The following is an 11,246-nucleotide window of genomic DNA, read 5'->3' on the forward strand; positions in this document are numbered from 1 at the left end:
ATGCATCGTATTTTTATTTATAATATTTTGATATTTAGTTCTTTGTGATTTTTTCTATTCTCAAACATTTACCAAGAAGCCTACCTGACGATACAGGTAGGCTTCTTGGTTTATAAATTTGTTCGACGGTAGGTTTTGGGTGCTTTACTGTTTTACAGGGGTTAACTGAAGTGCCTATTTCCTCGTACACGTAACCATATTTATTATAAACTTTCCTACGTTCGATCGGGTTTCTGCAAGTAGTGGTATGTGGCTAATTAATAGACCTCGGAGCAAATGGATTAATCTAATTAAATTATGATCAAGAAAATACTAGCTTTTGTCGTGCTCGTACTTTTACTAGGGTGCGAAAAGAAACACGAACTTCCTGCTTCACCTGGAAGGATGATTAAAGATTTTAAGTTGGAAACTGGGCAATATGGTAACGCTACGATCTACCAGGAGGAAGAAGTCTTTAAGATTTTGGTAAGAGTCCTTCCAGAAACCGATCTAAAGAAAGTGGTCCCGATTATTACCTTATCGGACGGCGCACAATGTAATATTGCTTCCGGGGAACCAATTGATGTTTCTGCTACTAGCAAAGTAGTGTTTACCGTAACGGCTGCCTCGGGGGATGTTAGAAATTGGGAAGTAGAGTTTAGGGTATACGACTCGAGTATTTCCGATTACGGAACGTATAGCATCGCGGTTAACGACGGTTCGGCTGTTATGCAGATTCAGGGAGATATGTCGTTCAATGAGAAGTATCTTGAGAATGCACTAGTCCAAGTCGCTGCAGCAGAGGCTGCAACAGGCGAAAATCTCAAGAGATGGCAAGAGTGGGACATTATCTATCATTCTTCGGTAGGGGACACCAAGTACTACCAATTACGGAACCTGCAAAGCGGAATGTTTCTCAGCGGTGTTTCGAGCGGTGTTCAATTAAAACAGAATTGGGAAGCAGCTGGAGATATTGATTTACAATTGTGGCGTATTGACGAGTCATTACAAGCCGGTAAATTTGAGCTATCCAATAAAGCGAACGGTTTATACCTAACCTTGGGCGCGGATGATGCTGTTTTGGCACAGGGCAGTCAAGAGCAGGACAGCCAGCGATGGGCTATCACCCGGCTATCAAAGGATAGCTACAGGGATGCGCAGGTAACGAATTTCTTTAACCGCACAACTGGATCTGTTGCATTTGATCAGGGGACGAGCATACCTCTTTCTGATGGACGTGCGCTGTGGATTACGCAAGATGCCTGGTATGAGGGATCTATGGCACCCAACGGGAACCTGTTTGGAAACCATTTTATTTCCTATAGTAATTCTATTATAATTCAACCTTCCATAGATAACTGGAATCCAAATGCGCCAATGATGACCGCGGATGGCCGGGTACATAATATCGGTAATATCGTTCCAAAGCGAGAAGGTAAGGATTGGAGTTGGCCGGGGCCAGGGGTACAGATCGGGCAGACGGTATACCTCCACGCAACCGAAGGGAATGCTTTGGGGTCGCCCGACGATAATCAAGCACTTTTTAAGCTAACTCCGGTATCGGATACACATTGGAATGTAGAGCGAACCACGCCTGTAGGTTTAACGGCATCGGAAAAGCTGATTACTTATGCCGCTGGTATGGTGAAAGCAGCCGATGGTTTCGTATACGCATATGGCGCCCGCGGTGATCCAAACAGTTTTGGTTTCGGTTCGTTTTTACACGTCGCGCGCTTTCCTATAGAAAATCCGCAAGATTGGACATTCTGGAATGGCTCTTCTTGGGAAGGTACCGCTTCTGTGGCCGAACAGGCGCAGGTAAATAGCGCTCTTGGAACAAGCTCTGTCGGATATCTAAACGGTAAGTATATTCATCTAACGATGGATCAAGGCTTCTACTGTGGCATCCCTTCGATTAATATGTATACATCAACTTCAAGCAGCCCTACAGGCCCGTTCTCGGAAAGAAGGCTCGTATACCATTTTACCGAATTCTATAAGGGATATAATGCTAGGATATACACCCCTTCGATTCACACGGAATCGGTCAATGGAAGAGACGAATTATTGGTGACTTATAGCATTAATTACGGAGCGTGTGCAGAAAATGATGCAGATAAGACAAAGGAGGAGGATGGCAATTTCGATCCGTATTACTATCGAGTCAAAGGAGTCAGAATACCTTATGAAATGATCGGTATTTTGTAGACCAATAATTAAATAAGGACAAATATTTCATGAAAAAAGGTTTGAATACGTTTGCTTGGACTATGAAATCATTCTATATCGTTTACCAACGTATGCTTATGTTGTTTATTTAACGTGTTGTTTTTGAGTTAATTGAAGCGTTGTTGCGGTTCTAATCATTTACCAGTACGTCTACCTACTGTCATAAATATGAGGACAGGTGTATAAATTTGTGTGACAGCTGATCCAGGGATTATCCTGCTTGAAAAACTAACCAAGGGACCCTGAATCTTTTTTAACACACAACCATTTTAAAAATTATAAACCCAGCATGAAAAATCTATTTTTCACAAAATGGTCAGTATGCTTTTATGTTTTTGCTTTTACTTTAAGCAATCTAAAAGCACAACAGATCGCACCTTTTAAGGACAATGACCGTGTTGTTTTCTTAGGGAATAGTATTACCGACGGTGGCCATTACCATTCCTATATATGGCTCTATTATATGACCCGCTTTCCGACAATGAATCTGACTTTTCTGAATGCAGGAATTGGTGGGGATCGCGTATGGGACATGCTCAAGCGACTCGACGGTGACGTGTTCAGTAAGCGGCCTACAGTCCTTTTGACAACGTTTGGTATGAATGACTCTGGATATCTTGAATACAACGGAGAGGAACCCAATAAGTTTGCCGACAAGAAAGTGAAAGAGTCGTACGAAGGGTATAAGCAGATGGAACAGCGTTTCAAACAGCTCTCGGATACTAGGATCGTACTTTTAGGGAGTTCTCCTTACGACGAACACGTTCAAATTTCCGATAACACGCCTCTCAAAAACAAAAATAAAGCCATGCTACGTATTGTCGATTTCCAACGGGAATCGGCCAAGGCAAACGGGTGGGAGTTTTTTGATTTTAATCAAACGATGAGCACGATCACCGAACGTGTGCAAAAAGATGATCCTTCCTTTACTTTGTCGGGAAATGACCGTGTGCATCCAGATCTAGATGGTCACATGGTGATGGCATATTTAATTTTAAAAGCACAGGGATTCAGCGGACAAAAAGTTGCGGAAATAGCAATCGACGCACCTGGGGGAAAGGTAATATCTGCTTTGAATTGCAATTTGTCGGACATTCAAAAAACGGATAAAGGCTTGAGGTTTGATTATCAGGCCAAGGCATTGCCGTATCCATTAGATACAGTAGCAAGAGGATGGGGAAGTAAGAAAAGCCAGTTCGATGCAATGGCGGTAATACCATTTATGGAAGAAATGAATCAGGAACTACTTACTGTGAAAGGATTGAAGGGGAATTATAAACTTGTCATCGACTCTGTAGAAATCGGTACCTGGTCGGCTGCGGAGTTTGCACATGGAATAAATCTTGCCGCGCTGGATCATACACCTCAATACCAGCAAGCCCTTCGAATGATGCATCTGAACGAAGAACGATGGGAAATTGAACGCCGTTTTAGGGATTATGCCTGGGTACAGTACAATTTTTTCGCGCCAAAAGGGCTCTTGAATGCTAATAATAGAAAAGCAATTGAGGTGTTTGACGCCCATAAAGAAACCGACGGTTGGCTGCGCGCAAAGAGAGATTTATATTCTAAAGCGATGTTCCCCGAGATCAGAAAAGCGTGGCAGCAGGAAATGGACGGGCTGCTGAAAGCGATTAAAGAAATCAGCATCCCGGAAAAAAGAACGATTAGCCTCGTGCGTATTTAGCGAAACGATCCATGGTAATAAACACGAGAATATTTACAGTGCTATTTCTTTCGTCGGTTTGCTTCAGTCTGTCGGCGCAGAAGGCTTATTTTGTCGACGGCTATCACGGCGGCGTCTATGGTCATTACCCGTCGTGGGTTACAGGCTTCATGGTGGATAATCTTGCCGCGCATCCCGAATGGCGGATAGGGCTGGAGATAGAGCCTGAAACATGGGATTCAGTTCAACGCCGTGAACCGGAGGCTTATGCCCGATTTGCAGCTATAGCAAATGACAGCAGAGTTGAATTTACAAATCCAACCTATGCGCAACCTTACTGTTATAATATTTCCGGTGAAAGCATTATACGACAGTTCGAGTACGGAATGCAGAAAATTGAGGAGCATTTTCCTGCTGTTAGTTTTACAACTTATGCGGTAGAAGAGCCCTGTTTTACAAGCAGTCTACCCCAATTATTGAAACAGTTTGGTTTTAAATATGCGGTTCTAAAATGCCCGAACACGCTTTGGGGCGGTTATACGAGCGGCTACGGCGGGGAGCTTGTGAACTGGGTGGGTCCCGAGGGTTCTTCCATTCTTAGTGTGCCCCGGTATGCATCGGAAGAATTTGAAGAAAATTCGACCTGGCAGACCACTGCCTGGAACAACTCTGCCTCGTTTTTAAAGGCCGCCTACAGTCAGGGTATCCAAAATCCGGTGGGCATGTGTTACCAGGATGCCGGTTGGGATAATGGTCCCTGGTTAGGCACAGGGAGGAATATTAAAAACGGATCTACCTATGTGACCTGGACGGAATATATTGAAGAGGTATCGTCCCGTCAAACAGATGATAACTGGCACTTCACCCAAGAAGATATACGTGTAAATCTGATGTGGGGCAGCCAAGCCTTGCAGCGTATAGCGCAGGATGTTCGCAAAGCTGAAAACAAAATCGTTATGGCAGAGAAGATCAGCGCAATGGCTCATATAGATAATGATTTCCGCGTACATACAGGGGATGAGAAAGAAGCCTGGCGAACTTTGATGATGGCACAGCATCACGATTCGTGGATCGTGCCCTATAATCATCTCAGCAAAGAACAAACTTGGGAGCAGGCGGTACGTCTGTGGACCATTGTAACGGATAGCCTATCTGAAACGATGATTCGTGATGCGGTTTCTAGTTATATAACCAGCAAATCGGCCAGTGGAGATAACTTGGGTTACGTTCGCATTTTTAACACAGTCGCGGCGACAAGATCAGAGATTGTACGGATTGCGCTACCTCAGGCGTTAGAGCATAAAAAAATCAGTTTATATGATCATAAAGGCGAAGAAATTCCCAGTATAATAAAATTTACACAGAAGGCTGCACAACTAGTTTTCAAGCCGAAGGTTGGAAGTTTGGGTTATGTGACATACGCCTTGCGGGAAGGTGGCGGCAGCACAGAGGATGCAAGGCAGCAGGTGAGTTTCCAGGAGAATGGAAAATGTATCATCGAGAACCAGATGTATAAGTTGACCCTCGACGGCTCCCGAGGTGGGGTAATCACAAGCCTTGTGGCAAAACATGCTGGCAACAAGGAGTTCGTTGATCAGCATGGCGATTATGGTTTCGGAGAGTTATCGGGACATTTTTACGACCAGCAGAAGTTTCATTCGACAAAGGACGTTCCCGCGAAGATCACGGTACTGGAAGATAACCCGTTTATGATAAGGGTAAAAGTGGAGAGCAGTATCTCTTCACATCCTGTAACTCAAATTATCACTCTAGAATCGGGGCAGCGACGTATAGATTTTGATTTGTTGGTTGATTGGCGAGAAAATGTGGGAATCGGAGAGTACAAGCAGGAGCATAAGTGGACTGATAATAGACGAGCCTATACGGATGACCGATACAAACTGAAAGTACTATTTCCCAATTCTCTTCGTTCGGCTGATCTCTATAAAAATGCGCCCTTTGACGTAACCGAAAGTACCAATAACGACACTTTCTTTGGAGAATGGGAGGAAATCAAACACAACGTGATTCTCCATTGGGTAGATCTTGTACAGAAGGATCAAGAATATGGTTTAACCCTTTTGTCCGATCATACGACGTCCTATTTGCATGGCGCCGATTATCCACTAGGCCTCACGGCGCAATACTCGGGCGTGGGGTTGTGGGGAGTAGATTACAGGATAACCGAACCTCTAAAGATGCGCTACGCCCTGATCCCTCATTTAGGAAGCTGGGATTCGGCTCAGATCGCCACCGAAAGCAATTTCTGGAATGAGCCCTTGCTGGGTGTTTATGCGAATCAACTGTCGTTTGAGGCTAGAAGTTTTGTTTCCTCGCTGGAGGATGGTCTAGAAGTATCTGCCATGAAGATCGATAACCAGGAGCTCTTGTTGCGAATTTTTAACGCTGAGGGGCCATCCGGCTTACAGCAGATTGCTTTAGGTTTTCCTGCCGGAGAAATCCAAGAGGTATTGTTAAATGGCGAAAAGGTAAGTACGATAGAGCTAACCAACAGCACCGGTAAATCAATCTTTTCCACTAACATACCTCGTTTCGGAATTAAAACATTTCGAATCAAGAAAAAAGACATATAACTAATTAGACAATTGATGTTGATGAAAATACGATTTTTTGGAATCTTTATTTCCTGTGTTCTAGTATTGAAATCCTGTTCGGCAATCCAAGGCAAAGAACCTGCTCATCCGGCCAACTATGTGAACCCATTTATTGGGGCCAGCACAAGTACGGGAGCGGCGGACACTTATCACGGGCTGGGAAAAACTTTCCCGGGTGCTACCACGCCTTACGGTATGGTCCAGGTCAGCCCGAACACCATTACCGGAGGAGATAACAGCCCAGGATACAGCTATGAACACCAGACAATTGAGGGGTTTGCTTTTACGCAGATGAGCGGGGTGGGCTGGTTTGGGGATCTAGGGAATCTGCTGGTGATGCCAACTACAGGAAAATTGAAAGTCATTGCGGGTAAAGAGGATGGGAGTATTGAAGGTTACCGGTCGTATTACAACAAGCAGACGGAAACGGCAAAGGCTGGCTATTATGCAGTAGAATTGACCGACTACGACATTAAAGTAGAGACGACGGCAGCCCCCCACAGTGGGATGATACGTTTTACCTTTCCGCAGCATAAAGAATCTAGGATACAGATAGATCTGGCGCGCCGTGTGGGAGGGACTTCTGTTAAACAGCATGTTCAGAAGGTCGATGATCATACGATTAGAGGATGGATACTATGCACGCCTGATGGTGGTGGATGGGGAAATGGCGAGGGGAATGCTGCATATACCGTTTATTTTTATGGGAAGTTCAGTAAACCACTAAAGAACTATGGTTTTTGGAAAGCCGATATTCCAGACAATTGGGAGCGAAAGAGGGACGAAGTAACCAGTCTGCCTTACCTAAATCAGGTTAAAAAGGCGGAGATAATTCGGGGCCAGGAGCAGGTGGAAGGTAAGCATATCGGTTTTTTCTCCGATTTTGAAACCGTCGCCGATGAGCAGGTTACCCTTCAGGTCGGTATTTCTTTCGTCGATATGACGGGAGCTCAAAATAATTTCAGCGAGGAGATAGAAGGGAAATCTTTTGATCAGGTACGTCGGGAGGCACATGATCTGTGGAACCAAGAACTCAGCAGGGTTAATATCCAGGGGGGGACCGATGACCAGAAATCAATCTTTTATACAGCGCTTTATCATACGATGATCGATCCGCGCACGTATACGGATACTGACGGTCGATACGTAGGAGGCGATGGACGTGTCCACCGGGCAAATGGGTTTACAAAACGGACAATGTTCAGCGGTTGGGATGTTTTTCGAAGCCAATTTCCATTGCAAACCCTTATAAACCCCAGGTTGGTAGACGATCAGTTGAACTCGCTTGTAACCCTTGCCGAGGAGTCTGGACGTGGTTATTATGAACGGTGGGAGATTATGAATGCCTATTCCGGCTGCATGATCGGTAACCCTGCGTTATCTGTATTGGCCGATGCGTATGTAAAGGGGATCCGCGGGTATGATATAGAAAAGGCCTATCAATTTGCTCTTAATACTTCGAAGAAATTCGGTAATGATTCGCTAGGTTATACAGGACCCCCGTTCAGTATTTCACATACTTTGGAATATGCCTATACCGATTGGTGTATTTCCCAACTTGCCGGCGAACTCGGACGAGCGGACGATGAGCGGCTCTTTTTAGAAAAGGCACAGGCCTATAGAAATGTTTTCGATACAGAAAAAGGCTGGTTCCGGCCTAGAAAAACAGACGGATCCTGGGAACCATGGCCAAAGGAGGGACGGATAACCGAGTGGTATGGAACTATTGAAAGTAACCCTTACCAACAAGGGTGGTTTGTCCCCCATGACATTTCAGGGATGGTAAAACTGATGGGAGGAAAAGGTAAAGTACTGCAGGATCTGACACGTTTTTTCAACCGAACACCTGACCATATGCGATGGAACGACTACTATAACCATGCTAACGAACCGGTCCATTTAGTTCCATTTCTATTTAATCATTTGGGAACGCCGTGGGAAACGCAAAAATGGACACGCCATATCTGTGAAAAAGCATATAAAAATTCGGTAGAAGGTATCGTCGGGAACGAGGATGTTGGGCAAATGTCTGCTTGGTATGTTCTTGCTTCGAGTGGGTTGCATCCTGCATGTCCTGGAAGCACACGCATGGAGATAACAAGTCCTCTGTTTGAAGAGATTGAATTTCGCTTGGATGGCAAATATTATGCGGGTAAGACATTCATTGTCAAGGCGCATAATAACGCCGCTGAAAATATCTATATCCAAAAAGCAATGCTTAACGGGAAGCCATATGATAAGTGTTATATAGATTTTCTTGATATAGCTGCGGGAGGAAAACTCGAATTGTTCATGGGAGATAGACCAAATAGGGCTTGGGGTATAGACGCGAACTAGAAGGAAATAAATAGTGAAAATTTTAGCGGATATTTTTCAATGTATACGACTAGGAAGAAAAAAAATTTTTACTGATCTACTATTAAACGGATAAAATGAAAAGAAAGATTTTAGTTTGGATAACCATGCTGGTTTTCGTTACCTCGGTTGGTTACGGGCAGAATCGTGATCTGGTTAAGTATGTGAATACGTTGCAGGGAACCGAATCGGAATGGTCGCTGTCGTATGGAAACACGTACCCTACAGTAGGGCTCCCTTTCGCCGTTCACTTTTTTTCCGCACAAACAGGAAAGAACGGCGACGGCTGGAAATATACCTATCAGGCGAATACGATTCGTGGCTTCCAGCAGGTACATCAATGTAGTCCTTGGATGGGTGACTACGCGGTTTTCTCTTTGATGCCGGCTAAGGGGAAGCTTGTGGTGAACGAAGACGAGCGAGCACTGGTCTTCAGTCATGATAATGAGATTGCCAAACCCCATTATTACTCGGTAAAATTTGATAATGGTATACAGGCTGAGATCAGCCCGGTGGAGCGTGGTGCACACATGCGATTTACTTTTCCAAAGAAAGAGAAAGCGTATTTAGTATTAGATGGTTTTTTAAAGGATAGTCAGATAAAGATTCTTCCGCAAGAGCGGAAAATAGTCGGTTATGTCAATAATGGACGGTTTGTTCCAGAAAACTTTAAGAATTATTTTGAGCTTATTTTTGATGCGGATTTTGAGAGCTACGGCACATGGGAGAATAAGGGAAATAAAATTTCACCTGCAAAAAAGGAGGATGCAGGTGAGGGCGTAGGTGCGTACCTGGAATTTAAACCGGGAACGCAGGTGGAAGTGAAGATCGCGTCATCTTATATCAATGCAAGCCAGGCATCACTGAATATGCAACGCGAGTTGGGCGGTAACAAAGATTTTCAGACGACTAAAAATAAAGCTTTTGAAATTTGGAATACCTTGTTAAATCGTATCAAAGTGGATGGTGGTAGTGAAGCTGATAAAGCTACATTCTATTCCTGTATGTTTCGTGCCAACCTTTTCTCGCGCAAGTTCTATGAAATCGACGCACGGGGTAATCCCTATTACTTTAGTCCTTACGATGGCGAGATTCACCATGGCTATATGTATACAGACAATGGGTTTTGGGATACCTTTCGTGCGCAGTTTCCACTGAGCAATATGTTGCATCCCCAGATGCAGGGCCGCTATATGCAGTCGTTATTGGACGCCCAGCAACAGGCCGGCTTCTTGCCGACTTGGTCGAATCCGGGAATGTCAGGGGTAATGATCGGAAACCATGCTATTTCTTTACTGACTGATGCATGGGTGAAAGGTATTCGAAATTTTAATGCGGACAGTGCGTTGCAGGCTTATTACCATGAGGCGACCAACAAGGGCCCCTGGGGTGGCTCCAACGGCAGAGAAGGATGGAAAGACTATTTCACCAAAGGTTTTGTTCCCTACGGACAGGTGCATGAAAGTACAGCCAAGACACTGGAATACGCCTACGATGATTTCTGCGCGTATCAACTGGCCAAACACACGGGTAACAAATTTTATGAAGAGGCATTCGGCCGGCAAATGTACAATTATCTTAACGTGTTTGACAAGCAGACCGGCTTTGTTCGCGGACGTTTGCCGGGCGGAGAGTGGTTAGCGGATTTTGATCCAGTAGAATGGGGAGGACCTTTTACGGAAGCCAATTCCTGGCAGTATACCTGGTCGGTGATGCACGATGTGAACGGGTTGATCAATTTAATGGGAGGCGAAGATCGCTTTAATGCGAAACTCGATTCGTTCTTTACCATGGAACAGACGATCAATTATGGGAGCTATAAAAAGGAAATACACGAAATGCGCGAGATGCTGCTGGCTAAAATGGGGCAATACGCCCACGGCAACCAGCCTACCCAACATGTGCCTTATCTCTATACGTTCAGCGGGCAGCCATGGAAATCGCAGCAGCGCGTCCGCAAGGTGATGGCCCAGTTGTACAACTCGGGTCCCAAGGGGTATCCCGGGGATGAAGACCAGGGACAGATGTCCTCCTGGTATGTGCTAAGTGCGCTCGGTATATACAGCGTATGCCCGGGAACAGACCAATACGTTTTCGGTAGCCCCCTCTTTGAGCGGGCGGCCGTGAAGTTGGAAAACGGGAAGGAATTTGTCGTTGTGGCAAAGAATAATAGTCCACAGAACGTATATATCCAATCGGCCAGCTTAAACGGGGTGGCCTACGATAAGAATTTCCTGTTGTATGAAGATATCATCAATGGCGGGAAACTGGAGTTTGTCATGGGCCCCTCTCCCAATAGGGATAGAGGTATTTCAAAGCAGTCCAGACCGTTTTCACTTAGTCAGTTGAAATGAAAAGGTTGCCACCGATAGGTGGCAGCAAATAATGTTTGATAAAGTAGG

5 protein-coding genes are annotated in these 11,246 nt (G+C 44.9%); all 5 read left to right on the plus strand.

Annotated features, from left to right (window positions below):
• The first annotated feature begins 297 nt into the window (after window positions 1-297).
• The 5 genes from HP439_RS14795 to HP439_RS14815 all read left to right on the plus strand — a co-directional run bounded on the left by HP439_RS14795 (window position 298) and on the right by HP439_RS14815 (window position 11,198).
• Window positions 298-2,187 carry an RICIN domain-containing protein gene (locus HP439_RS14795; protein WP_246229379.1) on the plus strand — a complete coding sequence of 630 codons (1,890 nt, stop codon included), beginning with the start codon at window positions 298-300 and terminating at the stop codon, window positions 2,185-2,187.
• 310 nt (window positions 2,188-2,497) lie between these two features.
• A complete protein-coding gene (locus HP439_RS14800) occupies window positions 2,498-3,895 on the plus strand; it encodes an SGNH/GDSL hydrolase family protein (RefSeq protein ID WP_172391114.1) in 1,398 nt (465 codons plus the stop codon).
• A gap of 11 nt (window positions 3,896-3,906) precedes the next feature.
• On the plus strand, window positions 3,907-6,468 hold the full coding sequence (locus HP439_RS14805) for a glycoside hydrolase family 38 N-terminal domain-containing protein (RefSeq protein ID WP_172391115.1): 2,562 nt from the start codon (window positions 3,907-3,909) through the stop codon (window positions 6,466-6,468).
• 21 nt (window positions 6,469-6,489) lie between these two features.
• Window positions 6,490-8,826, plus strand: coding sequence for a GH92 family glycosyl hydrolase (locus HP439_RS14810; protein ID WP_172391116.1), 2,337 nt, complete (start codon window positions 6,490-6,492; stop codon window positions 8,824-8,826).
• Between the two features lie 95 nt (window positions 8,827-8,921).
• Window positions 8,922-11,198 carry a GH92 family glycosyl hydrolase gene (locus tag HP439_RS14815; protein WP_172391117.1) on the plus strand — a complete coding sequence of 759 codons (2,277 nt, stop codon included), beginning with the start codon at window positions 8,922-8,924 and terminating at the stop codon, window positions 11,196-11,198.
• Window positions 11,199-11,246 lie beyond the last annotated feature (48 nt).

Origin of the sequence: Sphingobacterium shayense, assembly GCF_013179575.1 — a bacterium.
Lineage (GTDB): Bacteria > Bacteroidota > Bacteroidia > Sphingobacteriales > Sphingobacteriaceae > Sphingobacterium > Sphingobacterium shayense.